27 protein-coding genes and 1 riboswitch are annotated in these 25,027 nt (G+C 36.3%); of the genes, 17 read left to right on the forward strand and 10 right to left on the reverse strand.

The genetic code is table 11. The annotated features are described in order from the left end of the window. Positions 1–25: 25 nt before the first annotated feature. From IW16_RS15090 to IW16_RS15120, 7 genes are all read left to right on the forward strand, one after another. Complete coding sequence (locus tag IW16_RS15090) at positions 26–922, forward strand: BatD family protein (RefSeq protein ID WP_394332459.1); 897 nt, start codon at positions 26–28, stop codon at positions 920–922. Further along, entirely contained in the window at positions 915–1,907 is a 993-nt protein-coding gene (locus IW16_RS15095; RefSeq protein ID WP_034745884.1) for a VWA domain-containing protein, read from the forward strand. The genes IW16_RS15090 and IW16_RS15095 overlap by 8 nt, the downstream gene beginning before the upstream one ends. Continuing rightward, entirely contained in the window at positions 1,907–2,914 is a 1,008-nt protein-coding gene (locus tag IW16_RS15100) for a vWA domain-containing protein (RefSeq protein WP_034745886.1), read from the forward strand. The genes IW16_RS15095 and IW16_RS15100 overlap by 1 nt, the downstream gene beginning before the upstream one ends. A 101-nt stretch (positions 2,915–3,015) precedes the next feature. After that, positions 3,016–3,765 carry a tetratricopeptide repeat protein gene (locus tag IW16_RS15105; protein WP_034745888.1) on the forward strand — a complete coding sequence of 250 codons (750 nt, stop codon included), beginning with the start codon at positions 3,016–3,018 and terminating at the stop codon, positions 3,763–3,765. After that, positions 3,765–5,504 (forward strand): BatD family protein, encoded by a 1,740-nt coding sequence (locus IW16_RS15110; RefSeq protein ID WP_034745890.1) that lies wholly within the window; start codon positions 3,765–3,767, stop codon positions 5,502–5,504. The genes IW16_RS15105 and IW16_RS15110 overlap by 1 nt, the downstream gene beginning before the upstream one ends. A 44-nt stretch (positions 5,505–5,548) precedes the next feature. Further along, entirely contained in the window at positions 5,549–6,151 is a 603-nt protein-coding gene (locus IW16_RS15115) for a MarC family protein (protein ID WP_034728847.1), read from the forward strand. Between the two features lie 5 nt (positions 6,152–6,156). After that, complete coding sequence (locus IW16_RS15120) at positions 6,157–6,351, forward strand: hypothetical protein (protein ID WP_034745893.1); 195 nt, start codon at positions 6,157–6,159, stop codon at positions 6,349–6,351. A gap of 158 nt (positions 6,352–6,509) precedes the next feature. On the opposite strand, the gene IW16_RS15125 is transcribed toward IW16_RS15120, so the two are convergent. The 5 genes from IW16_RS15125 to IW16_RS15150 all read right to left on the reverse strand — a co-directional run bounded on the left by IW16_RS15125 (position 6,510) and on the right by IW16_RS15150 (position 11,354). Then, positions 6,510–7,475 carry a chorismate-binding protein gene (locus tag IW16_RS15125; RefSeq protein ID WP_034745896.1) on the reverse strand — a complete coding sequence of 322 codons (966 nt, stop codon included), beginning with the start codon at positions 7,473–7,475 and terminating at the stop codon, positions 6,510–6,512. Positions 7,476–7,864: 389 nt separating this feature from the next. Then, a complete protein-coding gene (locus tag IW16_RS15135) occupies positions 7,865–8,296 on the reverse strand; it encodes a PaaI family thioesterase (protein WP_034745903.1) in 432 nt (143 codons plus the stop codon). A gap of 72 nt (positions 8,297–8,368) precedes the next feature. Then, positions 8,369–8,977 carry a 1-acyl-sn-glycerol-3-phosphate acyltransferase gene (locus tag IW16_RS15140; RefSeq protein WP_034745906.1) on the reverse strand — a complete coding sequence of 203 codons (609 nt, stop codon included), beginning with the start codon at positions 8,975–8,977 and terminating at the stop codon, positions 8,369–8,371. Positions 8,978–9,288: 311 nt separating this feature from the next. Next, a complete protein-coding gene (locus IW16_RS15145) occupies positions 9,289–11,013 on the reverse strand; it encodes a PspC domain-containing protein (RefSeq protein WP_034745909.1) in 1,725 nt (574 codons plus the stop codon). Positions 11,014–11,024: 11 nt separating this feature from the next. Next, complete coding sequence (locus IW16_RS15150; protein ID WP_034728860.1) at positions 11,025–11,354, reverse strand: PadR family transcriptional regulator; 330 nt, start codon at positions 11,352–11,354, stop codon at positions 11,025–11,027. 293 nt (positions 11,355–11,647) lie between these two features. Here IW16_RS15150 and IW16_RS15155 point away from each other — a divergent pair, with 293 nt between their 5' ends. Further along, complete coding sequence (locus IW16_RS15155) at positions 11,648–12,328, forward strand: XAC2610-related protein (RefSeq protein ID WP_131327913.1); 681 nt, start codon at positions 11,648–11,650, stop codon at positions 12,326–12,328. Between the two features lie 13 nt (positions 12,329–12,341). Beyond that, entirely contained in the window at positions 12,342–12,932 is a 591-nt protein-coding gene (locus IW16_RS15160) for an HD domain-containing protein (protein WP_034745912.1), read from the forward strand. A gap of 129 nt (positions 12,933–13,061) precedes the next feature. Here the strand turns inward: IW16_RS15160 and IW16_RS15165 are convergent, their stop codons facing one another. Both IW16_RS15165 and IW16_RS15170 read right to left on the reverse strand, forming a co-directional pair. Next, positions 13,062–13,445, reverse strand: coding sequence for an acyl-CoA thioesterase (locus tag IW16_RS15165; protein WP_034745915.1), 384 nt, complete (start codon positions 13,443–13,445; stop codon positions 13,062–13,064). Between the two features lie 115 nt (positions 13,446–13,560). Continuing rightward, positions 13,561–13,739, reverse strand: a riboswitch (cobalamin riboswitch). 51 nt (positions 13,740–13,790) lie between these two features. Then, positions 13,791–14,588 (reverse strand): hypothetical protein, encoded by a 798-nt coding sequence (locus tag IW16_RS15170; protein WP_034745918.1) that lies wholly within the window; start codon positions 14,586–14,588, stop codon positions 13,791–13,793. A gap of 232 nt (positions 14,589–14,820) precedes the next feature. On the opposite strand from IW16_RS15170, the gene IW16_RS15175 reads away from it, so the two are divergent. The 3 genes from IW16_RS15175 (at position 14,821) to IW16_RS15190 (ending at position 17,051) form a co-directional block, all read left to right on the forward strand. Continuing rightward, positions 14,821–15,018, forward strand: a complete 198-nt coding sequence (locus IW16_RS15175; protein ID WP_131327914.1) for a fibronectin type III domain-containing protein — start codon at positions 14,821–14,823, stop codon at positions 15,016–15,018. Positions 15,019–15,048: 30 nt separating this feature from the next. Next, on the forward strand, positions 15,049–15,891 hold the full coding sequence (locus IW16_RS15180; protein WP_034745924.1) for a GEVED domain-containing protein: 843 nt from the start codon (positions 15,049–15,051) through the stop codon (positions 15,889–15,891). Between the two features lie 74 nt (positions 15,892–15,965). Continuing rightward, entirely contained in the window at positions 15,966–17,051 is a 1,086-nt protein-coding gene (locus tag IW16_RS15190; protein ID WP_165571986.1) for a T9SS type A sorting domain-containing protein, read from the forward strand. Between the two features lie 97 nt (positions 17,052–17,148). Here the strand turns inward: IW16_RS15190 and IW16_RS15195 are convergent, their stop codons facing one another. Further along, on the reverse strand, positions 17,149–19,296 hold the full coding sequence (locus tag IW16_RS15195; RefSeq protein ID WP_034745933.1) for an endonuclease MutS2: 2,148 nt from the start codon (positions 19,294–19,296) through the stop codon (positions 17,149–17,151). A 99-nt stretch (positions 19,297–19,395) separates the two neighbouring features. Here IW16_RS15195 and IW16_RS15200 point away from each other — a divergent pair, with 99 nt between their 5' ends. From IW16_RS15200 to IW16_RS15210, 3 genes are all read left to right on the forward strand, one after another. Continuing rightward, complete coding sequence (locus IW16_RS15200) at positions 19,396–19,905, forward strand: GNAT family N-acetyltransferase (RefSeq protein WP_034745936.1); 510 nt, start codon at positions 19,396–19,398, stop codon at positions 19,903–19,905. Between the two features lie 42 nt (positions 19,906–19,947). Beyond that, positions 19,948–20,949 carry an acyltransferase family protein gene (locus tag IW16_RS15205; protein WP_034745941.1) on the forward strand — a complete coding sequence of 334 codons (1,002 nt, stop codon included), beginning with the start codon at positions 19,948–19,950 and terminating at the stop codon, positions 20,947–20,949. 130 nt (positions 20,950–21,079) lie between these two features. Next, positions 21,080–21,721: a uracil-DNA glycosylase gene (locus tag IW16_RS15210; protein WP_034745944.1), complete on the forward strand. Its 642-nt coding sequence runs from the start codon at positions 21,080–21,082 to the stop codon at positions 21,719–21,721. On the opposite strand, the gene IW16_RS15215 is transcribed toward IW16_RS15210, so the two are convergent. Continuing rightward, the gene (locus IW16_RS15215) at positions 21,708–22,223 is read right to left on the reverse strand and encodes a hypothetical protein (RefSeq protein WP_034745947.1); all 516 of its coding nucleotides are present in this window, start codon (positions 22,221–22,223) and stop codon (positions 21,708–21,710) included. The genes IW16_RS15210 and IW16_RS15215 overlap by 14 nt on opposite strands. A gap of 12 nt (positions 22,224–22,235) precedes the next feature. Then, positions 22,236–22,727, reverse strand: coding sequence for a DUF456 domain-containing protein (locus IW16_RS15220; protein WP_034745950.1), 492 nt, complete (start codon positions 22,725–22,727; stop codon positions 22,236–22,238). Positions 22,728–22,849: 122 nt separating this feature from the next. Between IW16_RS15220 and IW16_RS15225 the strand changes: the two genes are divergently transcribed. Then, on the forward strand, positions 22,850–24,118 hold the full coding sequence (locus IW16_RS15225) for a mechanosensitive ion channel family protein (protein WP_034745953.1): 1,269 nt from the start codon (positions 22,850–22,852) through the stop codon (positions 24,116–24,118). Between the two features lie 93 nt (positions 24,119–24,211). Further along, positions 24,212–24,931, forward strand: a complete 720-nt coding sequence (locus tag IW16_RS15230) for a pyridoxine 5'-phosphate synthase (RefSeq protein WP_034745956.1) — start codon at positions 24,212–24,214, stop codon at positions 24,929–24,931. Positions 24,932–25,027: the final 96 nt, after the last annotated feature.

A 25,027-nucleotide genomic window follows, 5' to 3' on the forward strand; every position in this document is an offset into this window, starting at 1 on the left:
GTACAGCCAGGAAATTATAATGAAATTGAAAAAAATACTCTTAATACTGTCTTTTGTAATCTGCGGAAATGCTTTTTCACAGATACTGTCTTCTAATCTTGAAAAGAAGACGCTGGCTTTAGGTGAGGTCAACCGTTTAATTATTAAGATTGACAATGTGCATGAGATGCAGGTCGTGGCAGCACCTAAAAATGAACTGCTTCCTTTCCATTTTGAAGAAATTAAAGACAGCATTGGTCAAAACCAGAATTCCTACGAAAGAAAAATTGAATTTTCAGTCTATGATGAGGGAAAATTTACGATTCCTGAATTGGAGTTTAACGTAGGCGGTAAGATTTTAAAAACTATTCCTTATGAAATTGATGTGATCAACACAGCTCAAAAAGCAGATCAGATCAGTGATATCATGAATAACAAGGAAGTAAAACTTGAAACGAAAGATTATTGGGAATTGTATAAATTTTATATTCTTACCGTTTTGGCAGTTATTGCTTTAATTATCGCGGTTATTATGTTTATAAAATGGGGAAGGAAATCAAAAAGTTCACCTGTCGTTGCTACCAATCAAACCTTAAAAGAATTAGATTCTTTAAAAAAGAAAAAATACATTGAAGGAGGAGATTTTCGTTCTTTCTATGTTGAATTAATCGAAATATCAAGAACATTTATTACCAAACAATATCATCTTCCGGCAGATGTTCTTCTTACCGACGATCTTATTGATGTTATGAAAACGAATAATACCATCTCCCAGGAAAACGAAAGAATAGTAGAAAATGTGTTTTTAAGAGGAGATCTGGTGAAATTTGCAAAGACCTTCCCTGATCAGACCACTATGGAAAAGGATTTTGCAGATATTCGTGATTTTGTGAAGAGATCATCAAAAGATTTAGAATTTGAAAACTTAAGAAAGGATGCCTGATTTTGAATTTTACAGTCCGTGGTTTTTACTGCTTTTTCTTCTTTTCATTCCTCTTTTTATAAAAGATGCAGGAGGCAAGAAAAAGAAAGGTGTCAAAGTTCCAACGGTCCAGAATATGGAAGACAGCGGAGGTATCCGCGTAGTGCTTTTTCTCCTGAAGCTCTCAAAGTATATCATTCTTTCCTCTCTTATCATTGCAATGGCAAGACCGAGAACATTTACGGTTTCCCAGGACAAAGATGATACTAAAGGAGTCGATATAATGCTTTCTATAGACGTTTCTCTCAGTATGCTAGCTAAAGACCTTAGTCCTGACAGAATTACAGCATTAAAAGATATTGCTGTAAAATTTGTTCAGAAAAGGCCAAATGACAGGATAGGCGTTGTAGCCTATGCAGCAGAAGCCTTTACGAAAGTTCCCGTAACTTCTGATCATCAAGTGGTCATTGACGAGATTAAGAATCTTAATTCTGCAGGTCTTGAACCGGGAACAGCCATCGGAGAAGGACTCTCTGTAGCGGTTAATCATCTGGTCAAAAGTAAAGCTAAAAGTAAAGTCGTGATTCTGATGACTGACGGAGTAAGTAATATTCAGAATGCGATACCCCCTCAGATCGCCGCAAAGCTTGCCAAGAACAATAATATAAAAATATATTCCATTGGGATCGGAACCAATGGCTTTGCACTGATGCCTACATCACAGGATATTTTCGGCGAACTGATCTTTACAGAAACTGAAGTGACTATTGATGAAAATACTTTGAGAGATGTAGCACAGGCTACAGGCGGAAGATATTTCAGAGCGACTTCCAACAGCAGTTTGGAGGAAGTATACGACGAAATCAATCAATTGGAGAAATCTGATATTAAGGTTTCCAAGCTGTACAACTACGAGGAGTATTTTAAAATTTTCCTTTGGATAGCTTTAGGAATGCTATTTTTTGACGCACTGTTGCGATGGGTAATATATAAATTTTTAAGCTGATGAATTGGTCGTTAGGAAATTACTGGTATTTATTATTGTTGCTGCTTTTGCCGCTGCTATCTTTCTTTCTTATCCGTTTTTTGAAATGGAAAAAGAACAAGAGGGATATCTTTGCTGACAGTCGGTTTCAGGATAGCTTATTTGAAAACAGATCGGGATTTACAAAATTTTTCCCCGCTTTATATCTTTTGGGAACTCTTTTTCTGATATTTTCTATAATAGATCTACTGAATGGTTCAGAAGAAGTTCAGACCAATCAAAGGCTGAATAATGTAGTGTTCATGCTGGATGTTTCCAATTCTATGAATGCAGAAGATATTGATCCGAGCCGTCTTTTGGAAGCAAAAAATCTGATGATGAATACCATGCAGAAGATGAAGAATGATAAGATTGGTATTGTAATTTTTGCCGGTGAAGCGGTTTCTATTATGCCGCTGACCACAGATTATGGAACAGCAGAAACTTATATCAGTGCTGTGGAAACAAGTTCTATGAAAATCCAGGGTACCGATTTTTTAAAAGCGATGCGGGTGGCAGCAGATAAGTTTAAAAATGTAAGCAAAGGATCAAGAAAAGTGATCCTGCTGAGTGATGGTGAAGATAACGAAGGAAATGATAATGCAGCTATCAGGCTTGCTAATAAAGAAGGAATCTCAATAACATCTGTAGGAATAGGGACTGATGAAGGCGCACCCGTTCCCGAGTATGTCTATGGACAGCTGATGGGTTATAAAACGGATATGGACGGTGGAACGGTAATTTCTAAAAGACAGACCGAAGCTCTTAAAAAGATGGCAGAATCTACAGGTGGAGATTATATTGACGGAAATAACGTGAATGAAGCTCCTAATAAGATCATTGATGCCATGAATAAAAAAGCATCATCTGCGCAGACTTTAGTAAGATCTCAGAATGCCAACCATTATTATCAATATTTTTTGATTGTATCTATTTTCTTCTTCTTTTTAATTTATATATTGAACCCGAAAAGAGATTTCAATATCTAATTTTTATACTTTGTTTATCAATATTTTAAATAAATACTTTAACCGAACTTTAACAAACAGAAGTCTGTTTATTAACATATAAACGAATAATTTTGCAGTGGATGAATACTAAAATCTTTTTTTTATCGTTTCTTATTGCTTTCTCATTCTCAGGCATTGCGTTTGGGCAGGAAAACTATAGAACTTTGGTTTATGAAGGTAATCAGAAATTCAACGGTAGAGACTATGATGGAGCGTCTTCTAAATATATGGAGGCTGTAAAAAGCAATGAAAAAGATTTTACAGCTCATTATAATTTGGGGAATGCGCTGTATAAAAGTAAAAAATATGAAGAGGCTAAAGCAGAATTTGACAAAGCACAGAAGCTTTCGCAGACACTGCCTGATAAGACAGCTGCACTTCATAATCTCGGAAATACATATATGCAGATGAACCAGCCTGAAAAAGCGGCTGATTATTATAAGCAGGCTCTGAAACAGGATCCTTATAATGAAGCAACAAGAAAGAATTATCAGATTGCCAAACTGAAAGAAAAAGAAAAACAGCAGCAGCAAAAAAACGAACAGAATAATTCCGGAAAAGGTGGCGGTGGTGATGATCAGAACAAAAATGGTGATCAGAAAGGCGACAAAAAAGATCAAAAGCAGGATCAGGGCAGCGGGCAGCAGAATGAAGGGAAAAGCGAACAGGGAGATACTCCAAAGCAGGACCAGAATGATGAAGGGAAAATGCCTAAAGACCTTGAAAAAGCAATATTAGATAAAGTAAGCGAAAAAGAAAAAGAAACCGCCAGAAAGATTTTAAATAAAAACTCTTACTCGATGCCGCAAAGCAACGAAAAAGATTGGTGATGCAGCAGAAATTAATTTACATATTATTCATTTTTGCATCCGTAATTTCTTACGGACAGGTAAACCTGTCTCTGGAAACAGATAAGGCTGAATATAATGGGAAGGATATTGTAAACCTTACCATTGTTCTGGAAATTAACGGAACTGATCTTGTTCAGCAGACGGGTTTCCAGCTTCCCGATCTTTCGAAATTTAACCTCATAGGAAGCGGATCAGTGACCAATACTTTTATTGATCCTGCTACGAATACCCTTATTACCCAAAAAGTATCCAGAATAGCTCTTGAACCAAAGAAAAAAGGGAAAATTAAGATTGGTTCTGTATTGGTAACCGTTAGTAATAAGATCTATAAAACAGAACCTTTTGATGTCAATATTAAAGATATTATTGAGAAAAGATCTTTGGCAAGTAATGTTTCCAATGAGATCTATCTGAATATGGAGATAGAAGACCGGGAGGTGTACCAGGATCAGCCGACTGTTGCCGTACTGAGAGTGTATTCCAAAAATATGGATAACTTCAGAAAGGTGAAAGACGTTCGTCTTCCGCGTCAGGATAACCTTAATGTACATCCTATAAGCTTAGGCAAGTCGGAGATTGATCCATCAGGGTCCGGTAATATGGCTTCTCAGGTTTTGGCTGTATTTATGGTATTCCCTAATGAATCCGGATATGTAGAAGTTCCGTCAGTTTCGGCATCTGTAAGTTCGTATTCAAACAAAAATAAAATAGTATCCAATAAGGTAAAGCTCAATGTAAAAAAGCTTCCGGAGGGATCACCAGAACACTTTAAAAATGCAGTGGGAAATTTCAGTGTAAATGTCTATAATGCATCGAAAGATAAAATAGAGGTTGAAAAACCTGTCAATGTCATCGTAAAAGTATCAGGAGAGGGAAATCTGCCGGATATGTATCTTCCGAAGATCATCGCATCTCCGGACTATGAAGTTTTCAGCCCTAAAATTACATCTAAAGTTGCTCCGGGAACCACAGGAATGAAAGGAGAAGTTTTCGCTAATTATGTGGTAATTCCTAAAAAATCCGGTGCTATTTCAATTCGGACCGAAGACTTTGCCTTTTTCGATCCGGCAAGCCGTGAATATGTAGACCTGGGACAGAAAACTCTTGCGCTGAATGCATTTTCTCATGATCAGATCCTTGAATCCCGTACTACAGTTGAGAAGGTAAACGAATATACCAATACTCTTTTAGAAACAGTAAATACACCTGTTCTAAAGACCACAACATTCAAGGTAAAAGAAAAAAGTAAGTTCCACTGGAATATTCTTTTAACCAATATTGCCATTCTTGTAGGATTGTTTATTTGTTATCTGTTATTTAAGACTTGGCAAAAAAAACGAGCGTTAGTTAGAGAAACAGCATCTCCGAAACCTCTTGGTTCTGTGGCTGAAACAGAAAAACAGATCAGAGAAACACTGAAAACTGATATTAATGATTATTTCAGCTATCTTGAAAATCTTAAAGACAGCGGAGATTATGAAAAGTTCTTTGATACCCTGGAAGAAATGGATGTGGATGTTAGAAAGCAGCATTTTCAAAGTTCATCAGGGGATTTCAAAACATTTTTAGAAAGTCAGTATGGATCTACTGTTGCCGAGGAATACAGGAATCTGTCACAACGAATTCAGATGGAAAAATACTCTCCTTTGAAATCATCTGAAGGAATTGATGAACTTTTAAAAGCAGTTGTTAATTTATATTCACGAATTAGCAAATAATTAATTTTTTTTCATATTTTTGCGAAATTATTAAATACAAGAAGATGGAAATATTTAATGATTTCTCTATCAAAGAGATCGTCACCTGCTTTATGGTCCTTTTTGCCGTTATTGATATTATCGGTTCTGTTCCTATTGTGGTAAGCCTTCAGCAGAAATTTGGACAGATCGAGGCTGGTAAGGCATCGATTACTGCAGGAGTTATCATGATTGTTTTTCTGTTCGTGGGAAATAAAATTCTTAAGCTTATCGGGGTAGATGTAAACTCCTTTGCCATTGCCGGAGCTTTTGTGATTTTTATCATAGCACTTGAAATGATCCTTGGAATAGAAATCAATAAAACTACGGAAGCAAAGGCTGCATCCATTGTCCCTATTGCATTTCCGCTGGTTGCAGGAGCTGGAACTCTTACAACAACGCTATCTCTCAGAGCTGAATTTCATGATATTAATATTATTTTAGGAATTGTTCTCAATACAATTTTCGTATATTTGGTGCTGAAATCAGCAAAATGGCTGGAAAACAGAATGGGAGAGGCGACATTATCTATCCTTCAGAAAGTTTTCGGAATTATCCTTTTGGCTATTTCAATAAAATTATTCACCGCTAACTTTGCCCAATTGGTGCAGAACTATATTAATTTTTAAGAATCATGCAGAAGTTTTATAAAGTATTTCTAGTTGTGTTTATCGTTTTCATTGCCATCAATCTTTATGCATTAGACTGGCAGACGGATCTTTTATCAGAAGATAACCTGAAGTTTGTATTTTCAATCGCTTCAGCAGTTATCGGTTTGATTTTGCTTTTTGTATTGGATACTTGGAGCAGAATAGGAGTGAAGAAGTAATTTCAGAATCACATTATTCTATATAATAAAACCTCTTTCGGATGAAAGAGGTTTTTGTTTTTGCCACTTAGAGAACCTAAGCAACTAATGTGGTTATAGTAAATTTTTATTTTGCTTTAAAAATGAAGGGAGTGAAGTTCTAATAGCTGCATTCTTGATCAGGAAGCAACGATATTCTTTAAAATCGCTTCTGATTTAAGTTCTGTTTCCTGCCATTCTTTTTCAGGACTGCTTTGGGATGTGATACCGCCACCTACAAAGATATGTACAGAATCTTTATATAATCTGGCGCATCTTAGGTTCACAAAATACATGACACTTTCATCTGTTTCTACTTTAATGAAGCCGGCATAGAATTCACGCGGAAATTTTTCAAATTTCTGAATGCTCTTTTTGCAGAAATCCTTTGGAATACCGCAGACTGCCGGAGTAGGATGGAGGCTATTGATAAGGCTGTCCAGATCTTCAGGATTGATTTGCGCCTTAAAATCTGTTCGGAGATGTTTGATGTTACCTGAGATGTGATCGTACGTTTCTGATACCTCTATGTTCTGAGAATAACTTTTAAGAACGTCTTTGATATATGATGTCACCGGTTTCTGCTCTTCGATTTCTTTTTCCGTCCACTCCTCGGCTATGGGAAGTGTTCCTGCCAGACTCATGGTTTCAAATTGATGTGTTGTTTTATTAAATTTCCCCAAAGTCTCTGAAAAAGCACCCATCCATGCATTGCTTCCATCGTTGAAAATATACCTGAATGCATTGGGATATGTGATGCAAAGCTTTTCAAAACTTTTTTTATAATCAACGACATTAAATTTTGTGAAAATCTTTCTTCGTGCATAGACCAGTTTAGGCAGTTGATGCTCTTTTATAAGGTCAATTACTTCATGAAGGGTATGTATGTATTCATCTTTGTTTTCTGCATTGAAATGGCTTTCGTCTTTCAGCAGGTTGTCATGAGTAATGATTGACTTCTCAAACTGTTCAGAAGCTTTAATGATGTTGCCTTGGAAGCTGATGTGTTTTAAAAGATCAAAAGAGTGAAAACTGATGGACTCCTTGTCCTTTTGTTGATCGGTTGAGTATAATGTTTCGTCGAAAGGAAATTTGAAATAAATCATGAGCTACGAATGAATTTTGAAAATCAACATCCGGAAATAGAATACGAAATTCCCAGGCTGATTTTCCTTTCAGCAAAGGTATTATTAGTCTTAAAAATGTCAAAATTAAAAGCATTGTTTTTTAGCGAAATGTTTCGCATTCTATACTGCTGATATTCCAAAGACAGGAGAAGTTTCTGTATGATCCGGTATTGAATTCCAAAAGAACATCCAAAGTTGATAGATTGAGACTTGAAATCATCACGTTTATTCAGAACATTATTTTCAGGGACCATAAACTACATCTTATAAACATTCTGATTGGCCAGAAATCCAATAAATGGACGGAATCTTTTCCAAAAAAAAGACTCAAAAAAATTGAGTCTTATATATTTTATTAAATTTTTTATCTATTTCAGAATGATGTTATTGGTCATCGTGGTGTGATTGATGAGCGCTCCTTTTTCATCCCTGATCTCGATTTCAGAGACATGCATCGTTTTTCCTTTTCTGATAAAACGTGCAGTAGCAGTTACTGTTCCGTCTTTTTTGCTTTTAAGATGGTTGGAATTGATATTTGTTCCCACACCATAATATTTACTTCCATCTATAAAAATATTAGACAGGCTTGAACCTAATGTTTCTGCAAGCACGCAGCTGGCTCCTCCATGCAGAATGCCGAAAGGCTGATGCACTTTTGGCTGAACCGGCATGGTAGCAGTAAGGGTTTCATTTTCAACATCAATATCGATAAACTGTATTTCAAGTGTTTTTGCTAATGTTACACCATTTCCCCAGTTGTTTAAGAACACAAGGAGCTCTTCTTTAGTCTGACCTTTCATTGTATAAGTGGTAATTGATAATTAAGTGAGTAAAAGTAATTTCGCTAACTTCTAACTTCTAACTTCTAACTTCTAACTTTTCGCTTTTCCTTCTTCATCATTTCCTGTCCCCATGATATTTGGATTCCAGTTAGCAGGAATTTTAGGACCAATATCATTTTTGATATAATAATCCTGAATTTCTTCCATGATTTCAGAGAAAGGAACAGAAGCAATCCTTTCGTAAGGGATGGTGTAGCCTAAATAAACAATATTCCTTTTGAAATCTCCTGCAGCCAGAACAATAGGTACCTTTGCGGCTAATGCCATATGATAAAACCCTTTTCTCCATTTTGGAACCCAACTTCTGGTGCCTTCCGGAGTAATAACAAGACTGAAATCTTCTTTATCAAACTGCTGGGCCACAAAATTGACCAGATCATTTTTCTGGCTTCTGTCGATCCCAATCCCTCCAAGACCTCTCACGATACTTCCGTACCATGCTTTTGTATGGGCATCTTTGATGATGATTTTCAAAGGTTTTTCTAAAGACCAATAGGCAAGATTTCCCAATAAATATTCCATGTTGTGGGTATGGGGTGCCACCACAAGGATACATCGGTTCAGACTTTTTGCATCGCCCTGCAGGACGACTTTCCAGCCCAGCATTTTTAACATTAATTTACCTATCAGTTTTCTCATATATCTTTAGATTAAAAACAAAAAAGTATAACCAAACAGGTTATACTTTACAAATATATTGAAATATTATCGCTCTTAAAACAAACCGCTGATTAAATCTGCGATCTTCATTACAATTTCTAATGCAACTTGTACCATGGCTGAGGTGTTTTTTTTATGATTTGGTTAATTATTTTTAACTATACGAATTTATAACATTTTTTTTACATAGCGAACTAAATAATGATATTTTTTCTGTTTTCTGAGAGAAGAAGAGTGTGAATTTCAAACGGTTGTCTTCCATTCACACTTCCTGCACTCTCTAAAGTTAATTATTTAGTTTGTATGGAAATTTCGTCTTTCCCGTCCTTGATTTTGATGTCTACGTTTTTGTTCATCTTCTTGATCGTAGATTTCATAGAATCAATTACTTTATCCGCTTGGGAACTGGGAACTTTTTTCCCGTTGATGATGATGCTGTCTTTATCATTTGAATTATACTCAATAGTAGAACCGTTTACAGAGATTTTATTCTTTTCAATTCTGATATTTCCGTGCTCATCTCTGTCTTCATCCTGATCCATATCGTTAATGCCATCTCCGTTCAGATCTCCGTCAAAGCTCATTCTATCTTTCTTTAAAGGGATTACCACTGAGTTCTGAGGAACAACAAGCTCGTAATCTACTCTGTAACTTCTGAATCTGTGCTCGTAAGGATACTTAACGTAGTTAGGAAGCATTACTTTATTGCCAACTATTTCCACAGGTACGTTGATCTGAACCGGAACGTTATAGCCGTTTCCTTCTTTTTTGATGATCAGGTATGGTGTTTTTATTTCAGGCTTTCTCGTTACTTCTACATGAATATAATCTTCTTTGTAAACCGTTTTTTTATCAGAGTAGATGTCATCGTCGTAGGCTGTGAAATTCTGCGGGATGTTTACCTGTTTCAAATCTACATAAAGCGTATCTGATGTGGTATTGATCGCGATATTTTCTGTGTCTTCCTTACTTCCTTTGTAAATCAGATTTTTCTTAGCCATGCTTACTCCGAAATAAGTTCCAAGTCCCATTAATAAAAGGAATAGTCCTCCGATTACCCATCCGATATTTCTAAGTTTTGTTTTTGGTGAAAATACCTTGATGCTCAATAAACTGAAAAGGATAGTTGGAATTAAGCACCCGATGATCATAATAGCAACCAATACTTTATCAAGACCGTTGTCATCCATATAGAATCTCATTTCATTGGCCCCTGGAAAGTCAGCATCCATACCAAATAATCCGAAGATCACAAATATCCCGATGATACTTCCTATGGCCATTAATGCAAAGATTCCTCCTACAAAATACTTTAAGATATTCCAGATACCACTGCCTGCATTATCGATGTAAGGCTTAGATTCTGTATACATTTCTCCGACTCTCTGAGTAGATTCGTTGGCAAACTGAACCAGTTTGTTAGATTCGTTTTTAAGATTGTCGAAGTTCATAGGCTTTCCCTTCATTTTCAGGAAATCTGCTGCAGTTTCTGCTTTTGGAAGTACAATCCAAAGAATGATGTAAAGAAGACCAATCAGTGAAGAAGAAATAGCAGCGGTAAAAATACCCAGGATAAAGATTCCTAACCAGATGGCTCTCATTGCTGTAATATCCATTCCTACATAGTGGGCAAGACCGGCACATACTCCAGCAACTTTTTGTCTTTCAGGGTCACGGAACAACTGTTTTTTATCTGTATATTCTGTGCCTGCCTGTTGTGTTCTTCTGCTGTTTTTTTCAGAATAGTAAGCTTCTTCCTGTTCTTCGATTTTTTCCGGAGATCCGATTTGTGCGATTACTTTTTCTACGTCTGTATCATTGATCACTTCACGTTTCCCTAAAGAATCTCTGAAGATTTCTACCATTCTTATTTCTATATCATGCATTACCTCCTCCTCCTCTGAAGCATCCAGTGAGCTTCTCAGTGCATTCAGGTAATCGCTGAGCTTTATATATGCGTGTTCTTCTATGGTGAAAGAAAAACCTGCGAGTCCTATTGAGAGTGTCTTGTTCATAGCTTTGTTTTTTAAATTTTTTGAGTGATTTGGTTTACTGACGCTGTCAGTTCAGCCCATGTATTCTGAAGTTCGTCCAAGAAAAGTTTTCCTTTTTCTGTGATCTGGTAATACTTTCTTGGAGGTCCTCCTGTAGACTCTTCCCATCTGTAGGAAAGAAACTCGCCATTTTTCAGTCTTGTAAGGAGAGGATAGAGGGTTCCTTCCACTACATCCAGTTTTCCTTTTTTCAGTTCATCAATAAGATCGGAAACATACATTTCACGATGATTGATGAGACTTAAAATACAGAATTCCAGAATCCCTTTGCGCATTTGCGCTTTGGTATTTTCAGTATTCATCTTTAATAAGTTTTGTTAATTAGTTATATTTTCAGAATAATGTTCCTAGCTAGATGAACCTATTCCGATTTTACATTACAAAGATATGTAATTAAAATGGTAATATGCAATACAAAGTAGTGAAATTTTTAAAGAAAGTAATATAATGTTCTGATTTTTAGTTATATAAATTTTTATTGAAAATTTGGGTATTAGAACTTTAGTGTAAAATAAGCTAAAAAAACAGTAGATTATAATCCATGATTTGTATTTTTGTATGAATTTCGATGAATATTTAATGAATGTTATACCAAATGACAAATATATCTCTATTGTACCGGTCTTTACCAGCTTTGCTGCTGCTTGGACCTCTATGTTTCGGGCAATCCCGTTTTGTGGTTGAAGATGCATCTGCAAAATACAATGCTGAAATTTCTATTGAAAAATGTCAGTCTGACTACTGCAAGAATAAAGCTTCGATCATAATTTTCAGTAAAAGTGGAGAGAAAATACAGACTCTCGCTTCTGAAGATTGCGCACTCCATTTTGAAGAAGGGATAAAACCTTCGAACACTGGTGTTGTCAAACTAACCAATGGAATGTTGCACGATGACCCTGTTGTTTTTGGAGATTTTAATTTTGATGGTACGGAAGATGTCGCCATAAGAAACGGTAGCGGTGGAAACTATGGCAGCGCTTCCTTTGATGTCTATGTTTTTAATTCCACAAGGAAAAAGTTTGTTGCCAGTAAGGAACTGACAGAACTGGCAAGTGATTATCAGGGAATGTTTGATGTAGATCCCAAACGCAAACGATTAAAGACTTACGCCAGATCGGGAAATTCTTTGCTTTACACTTACGAATATCAGGTGATTCCGAATAAAGGGATTGATCTGGTTTATGAAAAAATCGAAGATATGAGCGGAGAACTGGCGAAAGTAACTGTTCGAGAGAAAATAAAAAATAAATGGGTGGTCAAGAAATCAACCGAATAATAAAATAAAGAAAATGAAAATACAGAAGGAGATCGATTTTATCCTGGCCGTAGATGCCCTGAAAAACGTACAGAGAAGAAATTATAATGCTGATGACTCGAGAAGAGAAAATACAGCTGAACATTCATGGCAGATCATTATTCTGGCACAGATCCTTTATCCATATGCAAAAAACCGCGCAGGTATAGATCTTTTGAGAGTCATAAGAATGCTGTCCATCCATGATCTTGTAGAGATTGAAGCGGGTGATACTTTTCTTTTTGATGAAAAGGCAATGGTAGGGAAATTTGAAAGAGAGAAAGTTTCAGCACAGAAAATATTTGGAATTCTTGATGAACCGTTACGTACCGAATTCTTCGAACTGTGGCTTGAATTTGAAGAAGAAAAAACTCCAGACGCTATTTTTGCCTGTTCCATCGACAGGATTATGCCTTTTATTCTTAACGCTCATACTTCAGGGAAAAGCTGGACAGAAGCCGGCGTTACCGAAAAGCAGATCAGAAATATGTTGGAAAATGCTATTACCAGAGCTTCTGATGAAATGGGAGAGGCCTTTGAAACGTTGCTGAACAGAAGCCTGGATACCGACAAGGTGGTAAGATAGACTGATTACAAAGCAGCGAAAATTTCTTTAATTTTGGGTTCATTTTGCTTCAAGGCAAAAGAATAAACTAAACCAATTATAGTAGCCAATAAGTTTCGGGCGGCCAAAGGCCGCCCGAAACTTATTGGCTTATAGTATTCTAATCGGCTTCTTAGCCTCATCAATAGCCACAAAAGTAAAATCACCTACAATGGCTCTTTCTCTTTCATAGGAATACATTTGTTCTGTATAGATTTCTACATTCACCTTCATACTGGTTTTTCCAACGTAGGAAACTTTTCCGATCAGTTCTACGATAGTTCCTGCCGGAATGGGTTTTTTAAAATCGATCTTATCGCTGCTTACGGTTACCACTCTTTTTCTTGCAAAACGGGTTGCGGTGATAAAAGCTACTTCATCCATCAGCTGCATAGCCGTACCTCCGAAAAGAGTATCATAGTGGTTGGTAGTGTTGGGGAAAACCGCTTTAAAAATTCTGGTTTCGGATGCTGCAATTCTTTCTTCTGTAGTCATATTTCATTATTAATTAAAGCGAAATGAAATAGATCAAAATAACAGAACAGTGACAGGAACCATAGGAATTCCTGAAGCAGTCCATCAGATCAATAAACTTCAAATCGCGAAAGTTTTTTGTTTAAAGAAATAGGCAGGTCTCCTGACTTGTAACATCTTTTATCTCCTTCCCGTGCGCTGCACAGTGGATCCTTGATAAAGACTTCAGTTACTTACAGTTGCGCGACAGTCCGTGATTTTCACACGGTTCCCTTTTAATCTGCGTTAAGCAGAACCAGTTTCTGTGATGAATTAGCGTTAAACTTTTTCAGTGCAAAAATAAGAATATTACAGAGAAAACGGCAATTATTCCGGACTATTATAAATAATCTGGCTCATTACCCTTCCTTCTTTGATCGCCCAGAGTGTGGTATATCTGTTTTCACCAGAACCATTGATCATATAAAGATAGATATGATCATTGTCCAGAGCCGTTACTCCTACATTATTGAAATCCATAGTAGGCTGGAACATATTTTTAATCGCTTCCCTTACAAAAACAGAACCTCTTCCGGGCTGTTGTACCCGGATTGATTTAATCTCCGTCATGCCTTCAGGAAGATTGTCCTTGATCCCCCAAGGCTTTACCTTATCGATGGTAAGGATCTTTCCATCTGCGTCTTTTTCCTGTTTTCTGTAGCCGGCATTAGAGGGATAAACATCAATCACTACTTTGGTTCTTTGTGAAGTAAGTATCTTGGGATTGCTGTTATCTGTAAAAATAAGTGATTTTCCGTTCTTGGATTTAGAAGGAGTAAACTGGGGAAGCTGATCGATGAAGGCAATACGTTCCTTATTGACCATCCCTTCCTTTTCAAGGTTTTCATATCTTACAAAAGGTTTTTCCTCATCCTGCTTTTCAGGATATTTAATCCAGATCCATTCTGTTTCTCCCGGAGCAGGTTTTACATAAACAAATACATCACCTTTACGCATCCTGATCTTATCTACGATTTTTCTGTAGTTATCCTTATGGACACGTACATTGGCGTAGCCTTCTTCAGCTTTTACAACACCGAAAGGAACTTTATTCTGCCCCTTGACAAATGCTAAAGAAAAAAGGCTGAAAGCGGATAGGTACAATGCTCTGTTTACGGAAATCATTTTATGAAATTTTTTTGATCCTCAAATATATAAATTAAATGCTTTTTTGGTCAGTAAAATGTCGCAGGATTTGATTAAAATTATCAATATGTACTGAAAAACTTATTTAATGAACAAATTATAATCAGCTTTTTTATGTAATGCGATGAAAATGTAAGATTTATTAATTAAAATATAATGGTATATGAATAATTTGAATTATTTTTCAGAACAAAATCATAAACCGATAAAAATGATAAAAAATCTACTTTTTATGCTTGTTCTTTTTTCAGGTATAGCACAGTTTCAGGCATCCGGCAGAATGAAAAACATTTATGCAGAATCTGATTTTACAGTCCCGATGAACTTAGTCGCTTCCAATATTACTTTTACTTCTGCTCATATCACATGGGATCCCATACCCGGAGCTACAGGTTATACTGTGAGATAGAGGGCCTCAACATCTGCGGTATGGCTCTCGATGAATATTCCTGCGGGGACCACTTCTGCTGATCTCAATGATCTTACACCCTGTATGGGACAAATGGTTCAGGTGATCGATAATGCTTCGGGAGATACATCCTTTCCGTTAACCTTTTATACCCATCTGAATTATTGCAGATCAACTTCTATGAATCTTGGAACATTGTATTTATCGAACGTTTCAATAATTCCTTCCGGTGGACTTCCGACGATGGTAAGTGCTTCATCGGCGTCAAACCATACGGATTTTCGTATGAACCCACCAACCCATATAGAGCTTGGGATAGGCTCCTTAAATAATGTTTTATCAGTAACGCCCACCTGGGCAGGACTACCGGGGACATCTTATGTAAAGGCATGGATAGATTTTAATGCGAATGCAATTTTTGAAGCTTCGGAAATGATCGTTTCTACTATGGTAGATTCTACAAATCCTAAAGCTTTTATATTTAATGTTCCTTCTTTTGCCAGCATAACCCAGTGCGGAACAGCAATGAGGGTAATCATCAGCGAAACAGAACCTGCTGGCCCTTGCGAAATATTTACGTACGGAGAAGTGGAAGACTATAAAGTAACTTTTGTAAACACGAATCTTGGTGTGGATGAAACTTCGAAACCCAAAGAAATCAGTATCTATCCTAATCCTGCTTCAGAGATTTTATATATTTCAGGGCTTTCATCAGAAACGGACTATGAGATTTTTTCCGTTTCAGGTCAGAAAACAGGAGCGGGCAGAACCTCCGAAAATTCGGCAGATATTCGTCATCTGGCTAAAGGAATTTACTTTATTCAGCTTAAAAATAAAGAAAATATAACCCGCCTGAAATTCATCAAAAAATAAAAACAAAAATGATGAGAGAATGGAATTGCATAAGTATAAATAATATCTTTGTTGAAAATAATAAAAACTATATTATGACCAGAAAATTATTTTCATTATTCGTATTGTTTTTGTGTGTTCACTTTTATCAAAACAATGTTTTAATAACTAAGACAGAACATTTAAACACGGTTAGACCTCCGTCAAATATAAAAGTAACAAACATTTCAACTAATAGCGCAACAGTTTCATGGGATCCTGTTATTGGGACGGGACATTTGGTAAAATATAATATAGTTGGGATACCGGGCTCTGGAGGCTCACGATATACAACAGCTACAAGCATTGATCTTACAGATTTGCAGCGATGTAAAGGCTATGAAGTGACAGTAAGTAATGTACAGGCTGGTGGAGGTGATTCAAATCCTGTTTTTTTTACTACTAATAATTTCTACTGTTTATATACTCCTTCGGATAATCCTACTCACGTACCCGATTTATATATATCCAATGTAGCAGTCAATGCTGTTGGTTTACCTCCTATGATTAGTAATTCAGGAAATTCTGCTTTCACAAAATATTTTGAAGATCCTAGTCGCAAAGTAAGACTGGTTTTAGGGAGTATAGGTAATACTATTTCAATAACGAAGGCTGGACCAAGTTCTCAGTCTCCTGGATACATGCGTGTGTTTATTGATTTTGATGGAGATGGATCATTCGGAAATTCCCCTTCTGAATCAATTTTATTTTCAAACGGGAGTACAGACGCAACAGTTACCGCAACTTTTTCTGTGCCTTCTCAGAATCCTCAAAAGCCTTGTAAGCTTGCAATGAGAGTTGTAAGCTCCCCTTCAGCTGCTATTCTGACTTGTGCATCTTATGGAGAAATTGAAGACTATGAAGTTGAATTAATAGATCCTGTGAATCTTAGCCTTGCTGTAGATGAAACTTCGAAACCCAAAGAAATCAGTATCTATCCTAATCCTGCTTCAGAGATTTTATATATTTCAGGGCTTTCATCAGAAACGGACTATGAGATTTTTTCCGTTTCAGGTCAGAAAACAGGAGCGGGCAGAACCTCCGAAAATTCGGCAGATATTCGTCATCTTGCTAAAGGAATTTACTTTATTCAGCTTAAAAATAAAGAAAATATAACCCGTCTGAAATTCATCAAAAAATAAATAAAAATAAAATAGCGCTGGATTGTCAGCGCTATTTTTTTATAAGTTTTAAAAGTTTTACGATCTGCAAATGGGTAAAATCTTCAACCTGTCATGATCAAATCCTCTCCAACTCATCCGCACTGATGGTAGTTTTAAAAGTACCATAATTCACGGTTACTTTATTTTTGGAAATTTTCTCAATAGTTCCAACACTTGTACTGCCTGGAATACGGACGCGTTGTCCTTCCTTCATCCATACAGCACGGTCCGTTTTTCGTTTTTCTTCCAGTTTATCATTGGTTTCAGCGATCTTTTCGATCACATCTTCCTTTTTAAGCTGTTGAGTGATTTTTCTTTTTACAACCTGAAGACGTTTTGATTCGTCTTTATCAGCGCCAACTTTTCTGAATTTTTCCTGTTCAAGAATTTTGACAAAATCCTTTACTACATCTTTTCTGGATCTGCCGTTGACATAACCGTCGATGAATGTTTCTATCTTATTTCCGAACTGAAGCTTACGGTGTTCTTCTTCGTATAGCTTTTGGAAATTGAAGAGTTTCTGCTGCAGCTGTTCATTCAGTTTCTGGAGATTATCACGCTTGTCTTCCACAGATTCTTTTCTTTCAGCGAGATCGGTTTTCAGTTTTTCAACTTCGAATTTTTCCTGCTGAAGTTTTACAATCGTTTTGTCAAGATTGACAATATCGTGTTCCACTTTCTTTTTTGCCGCATGAATAATGAATCTGGGAATTCGGTTTTTCTCTGCTACCTCAAAGGTGAACGAGCTTCCTGCCTGTCCAACCTCCAGCTTATACATGGGTTCCAGTGTTTCTTCATCAAAAAGCATGGCTGCATTTTCAGCATTTGGAAGCTCTTCGATAACGATTTTGATATTCGTGTAATGCGTTGTAATGATGGCAAAACTCTTTTTATCATAGAAATACTCCATAAAACTTTCTGCCAGAGCACCTCCAAGTTCAGGATCTGATCCTGTTCCGAATTCATCGATAAGAAGCAGCGTATTGGCATCAGCTTCACGGATAATCCCCGCCATTTTCTTAAGTCTTGAAGAATAGGTGGAAAGATGGTTTTCTATAGATTGATTGTCACCAATATCTGTCATGACCTTTTCAAAAAAGAACATTTCAGATCTTGGATGTACCGGTACCAGAATTCCACTTTGAATCATCAGCTGAAGCAGTCCGACTGTTTTCAGCGTGATGGATTTTCCTCCTGCATTGGGTCCGGAAATACAGATAATTCTGTTGTGATCCGTCAGTGACAGCGTTTGTGGGTGAATCGTTTTGTTTTCTGCCTTATTTCTAAGCCATAACAGGGGGTGAAAAGCATCTTTCAGCTTCAGTGTTCTGTGACGGTTGATCTTAGGAAGAATTCCGTTAACCAGTTCTGCAAATTTTGCTTTGGCCCTCGTCAGGTCAAGGTCAAAAATATAAGCCTGGTATTTCCATAGCTGAGGTTGAAATTCTGCCAGTTCAGCGGTGAGTTTTCGCAGTATTTTATCTATTTCTTTTTTCTCTTCCTCTTCACTTTCCTTCAGCTTAAAGTAATGTTTTACGACACTGTCCGGCTGCATATAGGTAATAGATCCTGTTTTTGAAATTCCTAAAACCCTTCCGGCAACTCTTTTCTTGAATCCCGATTTTACAGCTAAAACTCTTTGATCTTCAATAATAGTCTCCCTGATATCATCCAGAAAATCGCTTTGTCCATAGTTGAACAGCGCACGGTTGAAATTTTCCTGAATGGCTTTTTTAGCAAGCTGGATCTCTGCTCTAAGTTCTTTTAAAACAGGGGAGGCATCACTTTTGACTTCTCCGAAACGGTTAAAAACTTTATCTACCTTATCAATAATTTCCTTTTTAAATTCCAGCACAGAAACATCTCCTATCAAAGTATGGAAGGTATCTGGCATGGTAGGGAAAAATTTCTGAAGTTTTCCTATCTGTTCAGTTAAAGTTTTTATTTTGATGAAAGAACTGTTTTCAAGGCGGTAATTCTCTATCAGCATTACCTTCAGCTCAGTCTCAATATCTTCATATTCATCGAACGGAATTGCATTTGAACTTTCAAAACTCGAAAGATATTCCGACGTTTTTTTCAGTGAAAGTTCCGCCTCGTCAATTTCCATGGGACGAAGTTGAAGAATTTTGTCTCTCGTTTTTGGAGAATACGCAAATGGAGAAATCTCCGCGAGCAATTGCGGAAACTCTAATTCGTTTAAATCTTCTTTATTTATATACACAGTGCAAATTTAGTGAGAAAATATGAATGTTAATTTGAAAATGCATTAATTTGAGAATTTGAAAATGCGGTAATGCATTCATTTTACTAAATTTGGAAGATGAATCTGGAAACTGAACGCTTAATTTTAAAAAACATCAACGAAACCCATGTTGAAGACATTCTGAGAATTCGCAGCAACGAAGTCACTAATCAGTTTGTGAAAAGAAATTCCCCGAAAAACAACTATGATGCCTTGCAGTTTATTTTAACGATAAAAGAAAAAACGCAGAATAATCAGACTGTTTATTTTGGAATTGCCTTTAAAGACCAGCCCAATCTTATTGGAACGATATGCCTTTGGAATTTTTCTGAGGACCGGAAAACCGCTGAGGTCGGCTATGAATTATTACCTGATTATCACAGAAAAGGAATAATGTCTGAGGCTTTGAAAGCTGTTTTAGCTTTAGGATTTAATGAATTAAATTTGCATGAAATTTTAGCTTTTACCAATAAGTTCAACGAAAATTCACAAGGTCTTCTTTTAAAATATAATTTTGTATTGGAAGAAGGTAGAACCGATGAAGGTTTCCCGGATAACATTGTTTTCAGTTTAAAAAAGAGTCATTAATTTTTAAACATTTATCGCCAAAGAAACTGGGTGGCTGGATATATGAAAAATGAAATAAAATCATTAACAGGGCTTAGAGGTATAGTAGCACTATGGGTCACGTTTTTCCATTTTAGTTACTTTAAAAGCTTTTGGATTCAGTCCATAGTTGGTAAAGGATATGTAGCAGTAGATATTTTTTTTGTTCTCAGTGCTTTTTTACTGACTGTATCGTATTCAGATAAATTTAAGCAGCTGACTGTTGATGGAGTTAAGAGATTTTACAAAAAAAGAGTCAACCGAATCTATCCTGTATACTTTTTCTCCATTGTTTTTATTGTCCTGTTTATTGCGGAAGATCCTACTTGGTCTCAATTTTTTATTAATGCAGGATTGGTACAATGTTTTTTCAATCCCAATTATTTATTAAATGAGGTATATTGGTCATTAAGTACAGAGTGGATTTGTTATTTGATATTCCCTTTGATGCTTTGGGCAATACTTAAGTATAAAATAAACTGTTGGTTTCTAATTATATCAGGATTAGTTTTAAGATTTATCATTTCCTATGTGCCAGACATTTATTTTGATCATTCACCGCTTTTGATAAATAGATCTACACAATATCTTGATGTTGTTTTTGGAGTGCCGTCTTTAGTACGAACAGTATCTTCTTATTTTTTTGGGATCGGTATTGCATTTTTACCCGAATCGAAAATAAAAAAGAACCGTTTTTTTTTGTATGGTGTTGTTATTTTATTCTTTTTACTGCTCTATACTGGAAAAGGTGTGTTTTTTATTCCGTTATTATCGGCAGTGATTATAAAACATTTATATTCAGATAAGAAAAATCTTGTTAAAGTATTTCTTGAAACGAAAGTTGTTTATTTTCTGGGGAATATTTCTTATTCATTATATATCATACACTACATTGTAAAGAGGCAAAAAATAGTGCTTGTAGATTCTCATCATCTTAATAGTTTTCTTTTGATTGGTTTTTCAATAGTGCTTTCCTATTTTTCGTATATCCTTATTGAAAGAAGGGTGAAAATTTTCAAAACATAGTTTATTATACTGTTTCTGTCACTAAATTATTACATTTGGTATTATAGGAATTAAAGAATATTTTTGTAATGTTTTTTGTGACAAATATGAAATTATATCTTCATAATAGTACATTCTCAAATTGAATCTCATGACCTGGACAGAAGTTTTAGCCCCGATAAAAAGTACACCCTATTTTACAACCCTTTGGGAAAAGGTAAAACAGGAATATGCGACAACAAAAGTATTTCCACCTAAAAATCAAATATTCCGAGCGCTGGAAATTACACCTTTTGAAGATGTGGAGGTGGTTATCATAGGGCAGGATCCTTATCATAATGATTTTCAGGCTAACGGATTGTGTTTTTCTGTTTCTGAACAGGTAACAGCGCCACCTTCCCTTAAAAATATTTTTACAGAACTGAAAGATGATGTGGGAGTTGTAAGAACTTCAAAAGAGCTGGACGACTGGGGAAAACAGGGGGTTCTGTTATTGAATGCCACTTTAACGGTTCGTGCCCATTCGCCAAACTCCCACAAAGATTTAGGCTGGGAAAAATTCACAGACTTTATTATTAAAGAAATTTCGGATAAAAAAGAGAATGTGGTATTCGTTCTTTGGGGAGCTTTTGCTCAAAAGAAAGCCGAACTCATTGATCCGGCTAAACATTTTATTTTAAAATCGGCACACCCGTCACCTTTTTCCGTCTATAGAGGTTTTTATGGAAGTAAACCCTTCTCAAAGATTAATGAATATCTAATCTCAAAAGGAAAGAAATCTATTTCCTGGTAGAACCGGGCTTTTCAGAATTGTTCTTTTTGGCGAATTTTATTCCGATCCTGTATTTTCCTTCCAATGCTTTTGCTCCTCCTTCAGATTTTGGAAAAGGAGTTACTTCCTCCAGCGAAATAGTATAGCCATTGTAGACTGCTGACTGGTGATAGTTTCTCCCAGCATTTTCTGTTGTAGCAAGACTTACAACTATGGGTCTGGAGTAGGTTCCCATAAGTTCTATCTGTGCTACGGCAACTCCAGCCCATATACAGTTCACTCCTTCAGGACAACGGCTGTCCTCTGAAATACCCTGGAAAGTGACATTCATTTCGTATTCCTTCACAAATTTATTTTCTCCCTGACTAAAATAAACGATACCTTCTTTCTGTTCTGAAGATTTGTTTTCTTTCATATTAGTAGTTGTTCCGGTGGTCTGTTCCGGTGTTTTTGTGTTCTTTTGGGCATTGCACCCTGCTAAGGTCAGCAATCCTAAACTGAATATGATGGCTTGATGGAACATATCTTTCTTTTATTAAATAATATTAAGCATATCTAATAGTACAACCAAAAACATTGCCACACCTACTACAAGACTGAAACCGGTTCCATAAATAAATCCAATGAATGCTCCTTTCGTGGACTGAAGGGCCTTGTTCATATCCTTGCTGTCGTGGAGCAGTTCACCGATAAATACTCCTGCAAACATCCCCACCAAAAATCCCAAAGGAATGGGAATGAAAATTCCTACTATTGTTCCGATGATCGATCCGATACTTCCCCAGCGGGTTCCTCCATATTTTCTGTTGGTCTTTGCTGGAATTACATAGCTTAATACAATGGAAATTGCAGTAAGAAGACCAAATGCCCAGATATAGATCATCGGCAGATCTGCATCTGTCCCAAACTTATAAATCAGAAGTCCGCAGATACTCAGTAAAAGTCCCGGAAGAACAGGCAGAAAGGTTCCCAGCATTCCCAGAAACAATAAAATGAGACATAAAATATTAATTAACGTTGTATCCATTCTTTAAAATTATCAATGCAAGATAGGAAAAAAGAAGATTTACAGAAACGTTTTGCATATTTGGGATGAAAATTGATTGACAATAGTAAGATCATCATTCTTAATTTTATAAATTTGCTGTAATGAAAGACGAAATACAGGACACTAAAAACTTTTTGCAGGAAATAAGTGAACAGCTCTATATTTATATCAGCCAGGTAACGCCAGGTGGTATGGATTGGGTTGTACATATTATAATAAAGCTAGCACTGCTTTGTGCCGTATTTTTGGTAGTAGACTTTGTTTTCAAATTTGTTATTAATTTTGTTTTTAGATTTTTTCGTAATGATGAAAAATATCCTGTAATACGATCCATCTATCAATCTAAAATATCTAATTCTGTTGCTCATTTTGCAGCACTTTTGGTGGTTGGAGGAATACATCCGTCTATCTTTCCGGCAACTGCCCTTCCTAAAACCAATATTTTTATCAACAGATCTATTAATTTAGGGTTGGTACTTATTTTGGCGGGAATGCTTTATAGATCACTGACTGGTTTCAGATATTATTTTACCATAAAGCAGGATTTTTATAAGATCATGGCACTTAATGCTATTTCAGAAACGGTAAAGATCTTAGGGATTTTTATCTTTTCAGTGGTAGGACTCTGTGTGATATTCGGGATCAAAGGAACGACGATTGTCGGAAGTTTGGGAGCCATTACCGCTGTGCTGGTACTCGTTTTTAGAGATACTATTTTGGGTTTTGTAACCGGAATACATGTGGCTACTTCTAAAAACCTGAAAGTGGGCGACTGGGTGAGCATCCCAAAATACAGCATTGAAGGAAATATCACAGATATCAGTCTTCTGACGACCAAGATCACCAATTTTGATAAAACAGTTTCAACAATTCCCACGTACGACCTTCTGACCACAGAGATTAAAAACCTTCAGGTCATGTCTGAATCCAATACGAGAAGAATAAAGAAATCCGTTTATTTCAATATCAATTCTTTTAAATTTCTAAACGAAGAGGATATTGAACGATTAAAAGATATTAATCTCATTTCGGATTATCTCGAAGAAAAAACACAGGAAATCAGGCAGGAAAACCAAAGTGTGGAGCATAATGATAAAACGATCAACGGACGACAGCTTACCAATATTGGTGTTTTTCGATATTATGCACAGAAATACATAGAAAACGATCCGGATATCGATGAAAACGGAACAAGGATGGTCCGTCAGCTTGATATTACACCACAGGGACTTCCTCTTGAGGTGTATTGCTTTGCGAATGATTCGAAATGGGAGCATTTTGAACAGATCCAGGCTGATATTTTCGATCATCTGCTGGTAGCTTCTAAAGAATTTGATCTTCAGGTGATGCAGATCAGTGTTAAAGTTTAAAGCCGATCTTAACATCAAAAAAATAATAATGTGATACAGAAGTAATTTCAAAGCTGACAGCCAACTTCTGATATCTAACATCTAAATAAAGAAATGACAAAACTAAGTGTAAACATTAATAAGATTGCGACATTAAGGAATGCAAGAGGAGGCGAGACGCCAAGCGTAACAGAAGCAGCAGTAAAAATACAGGAATTCGGAGGACAGGGAATTACCATCCATCCGAGACCTGATGAGAGACATATTACCAGAAAAGATGTCTACGATCTGAAACCGTTGGTGACTACTGAATTCAACATTGAAGGAAATCCACACCGCTCTTTTATTGATATGGTTCTGGAAGTAAAACCAGAGCAGGTAACACTGGTGCCTGATGCAGATGACGCTATTACATCCAATGCAGGTTGGGATACCAAAAAGCACCTGGATTTTTTAACAGAAATTATTACAGAGTTTAAAAATGCCGGAATCCGTACTTCTATATTTCTTGATCCTCTGCCTGAATTGGTAGAACATGCTGCAAAAACCGGAGCTGACAGAATTGAACTGTACACCGAAGCCTACGCAAAAGATTATCTTACCAATAAAGAGCAGGCAATAAAGCCTTACTATGATACAGCTGTTGCCGCGACAGAATTTGGATTAGGAATCAATGCAGGACATGATTTGAGTCTTGAAAATTTAAAATACTTTGCCGACAATATTCCTAATCTTCTTGAAGTATCTATTGGACACGCATTAGTTTCTGAAGCCTTATACATGGGTCTTGAAAATACAGTTCAGGCTTATTTAAAGAGGTTGGCAAAGTGGTAAAAGAATGATCAGTTAGATGTTAGAGGTTAATAACGAAAACAAAATTTAACTTCTGACATTTATTTTTGAATGAAGCAGATGGAGGAATACTTTGAA

The organism is Chryseobacterium vrystaatense, from assembly GCF_000737765.1.
Taxonomy (GTDB): Bacteria; Bacteroidota; Bacteroidia; order Flavobacteriales; family Weeksellaceae; genus Chryseobacterium; species Chryseobacterium vrystaatense.

Coding starts and splice junctions, on each gene's coding strand:
- IW16_RS15095 (WP_034745884.1), top strand. CDS start 915: ATGCCTGATTTTGAATTTTACAGTCCGTGGTTTTTACTGCTTTTTCTT.
- IW16_RS15100 (WP_034745886.1), top strand. CDS start 1,907: ATGAATTGGTCGTTAGGAAATTACTGGTATTTATTATTGTTGCTGCTT.
- IW16_RS15105 (WP_034745888.1), top strand. CDS start 3,016: ATGAATACTAAAATCTTTTTTTTATCGTTTCTTATTGCTTTCTCATTC.
- IW16_RS15110 (WP_034745890.1), top strand. CDS start 3,765: ATGCAGCAGAAATTAATTTACATATTATTCATTTTTGCATCCGTAATT.
- IW16_RS15115 (WP_034728847.1), top strand. CDS start 5,549: ATGGAAATATTTAATGATTTCTCTATCAAAGAGATCGTCACCTGCTTT.
- IW16_RS15120 (WP_034745893.1), top strand. CDS start 6,157: ATGCAGAAGTTTTATAAAGTATTTCTAGTTGTGTTTATCGTTTTCATT.
- IW16_RS15125 (WP_034745896.1), bottom strand. CDS start 7,475: ATGATTTATTTCAAATTTCCTTTCGACGAAACATTATACTCAACCGAT.
- IW16_RS15135 (WP_034745903.1), bottom strand. CDS start 8,296: ATGAAAGGTCAGACTAAAGAAGAGCTCCTTGTGTTCTTAAACAACTGG.
- IW16_RS15140 (WP_034745906.1), bottom strand. CDS start 8,977: ATGAGAAAACTGATAGGTAAATTAATGTTAAAAATGCTGGGCTGGAAA.
- IW16_RS15145 (WP_034745909.1), bottom strand. CDS start 11,013: ATGAACAAGACACTCTCAATAGGACTCGCAGGTTTTTCTTTCACCATA.
- IW16_RS15150 (WP_034728860.1), bottom strand. CDS start 11,354: ATGAATACTGAAAATACCAAAGCGCAAATGCGCAAAGGGATTCTGGAA.
- IW16_RS15155 (WP_131327913.1), top strand. CDS start 11,648: ATGACAAATATATCTCTATTGTACCGGTCTTTACCAGCTTTGCTGCTG.
- IW16_RS15160 (WP_034745912.1), top strand. CDS start 12,342: ATGAAAATACAGAAGGAGATCGATTTTATCCTGGCCGTAGATGCCCTG.
- IW16_RS15165 (WP_034745915.1), bottom strand. CDS start 13,445: ATGACTACAGAAGAAAGAATTGCAGCATCCGAAACCAGAATTTTTAAA.
- IW16_RS15170 (WP_034745918.1), bottom strand. CDS start 14,588: ATGATTTCCGTAAACAGAGCATTGTACCTATCCGCTTTCAGCCTTTTT.
- IW16_RS15175 (WP_131327914.1), top strand. CDS start 14,821: ATGATAAAAAATCTACTTTTTATGCTTGTTCTTTTTTCAGGTATAGCA.
- IW16_RS15180 (WP_034745924.1), top strand. CDS start 15,049: ATGAATATTCCTGCGGGGACCACTTCTGCTGATCTCAATGATCTTACA.
- IW16_RS15190 (WP_165571986.1), top strand. CDS start 15,966: ATGACCAGAAAATTATTTTCATTATTCGTATTGTTTTTGTGTGTTCAC.
- IW16_RS15200 (WP_034745936.1), top strand. CDS start 19,396: ATGAATCTGGAAACTGAACGCTTAATTTTAAAAAACATCAACGAAACC.
- IW16_RS15205 (WP_034745941.1), top strand. CDS start 19,948: ATGAAAAATGAAATAAAATCATTAACAGGGCTTAGAGGTATAGTAGCA.
- IW16_RS15210 (WP_034745944.1), top strand. CDS start 21,080: ATGACCTGGACAGAAGTTTTAGCCCCGATAAAAAGTACACCCTATTTT.
- IW16_RS15215 (WP_034745947.1), bottom strand. CDS start 22,223: ATGTTCCATCAAGCCATCATATTCAGTTTAGGATTGCTGACCTTAGCA.
- IW16_RS15220 (WP_034745950.1), bottom strand. CDS start 22,727: ATGGATACAACGTTAATTAATATTTTATGTCTCATTTTATTGTTTCTG.
- IW16_RS15225 (WP_034745953.1), top strand. CDS start 22,850: ATGAAAGACGAAATACAGGACACTAAAAACTTTTTGCAGGAAATAAGT.
- IW16_RS15230 (WP_034745956.1), top strand. CDS start 24,212: ATGACAAAACTAAGTGTAAACATTAATAAGATTGCGACATTAAGGAAT.